This window comes from Enhygromyxa salina, assembly GCF_000737335.2.
GTDB lineage: Bacteria > Myxococcota_A > Polyangia > Nannocystales > Nannocystaceae > Plesiocystis > Plesiocystis salina_C.
On the sequence record NZ_JMCC02000309.1, the window covers coordinates 1 to 634 of the forward strand.

A 634-nucleotide genomic window follows, 5' to 3' on the forward strand; every position below is an offset into this window, starting at 1 on the left:
GCTTATTCTGACAAATGGCGTCATACGAAATGGCTGATCGCTGGCGGTTCAGGGAGAACATATTTTTAAGTGAAAGCATATGCATCAGATAGCTCGGATAATGTAAGGACTGCCATGGTTATCGGCTACTCCTTATGTAGCGTTATATATTACTGTGATAGCGGGAGCTTTCTTTTTGCTGCCCCCGTGAGGCGCGAAAAAAAGCTCCCCGCCGGGGAGCGGCAGAAAAAGCGTCACAGATTATTACCAGGTTTCAGGCATCTCAGTTACCCGCGTTCCAGACGACGCCTCATGCCTTTACCGGTTATGTTGCCGGTTTTCAGGCACAAAAAAGCTCCCTCACGGGGAGCTTTATGTATTCAGATGCCCTGGTGTGGCACACAACGAGTATGCCACATTGCATCTGACCTGCTTCATCCTGTGACGTTTATTTTAAAAACCTATCCTGCCAGCCACTCTGATTTACCATAACATCCCTGTTGCGAATTACGGTTATCGTCGCAGCATCTGCCGAAGCCGCTTCTGTTGCCAGCGGCTGATTAGCCCTCGAAAAACAAACGTCCTCATGCCACTAATAACCAGTAGCGCACACCAGATCCCCGCAACCCACAATGACCATACGCTGGCCGGAGCC

General features: G+C 49.8%; 1 protein-coding gene. It reads right to left on the minus strand.

The window, feature by feature from the left end; all coding sequences use genetic code 11:
* Window positions 1-492: 492 nt before the first annotated feature.
* Complete coding sequence (locus DB30_RS42950; RefSeq protein ID WP_276204433.1) at window positions 493-612, minus strand: hypothetical protein; 120 nt, start codon at window positions 610-612, stop codon at window positions 493-495.
* Between the last annotated feature and the right edge of the window lie 22 nt (window positions 613-634).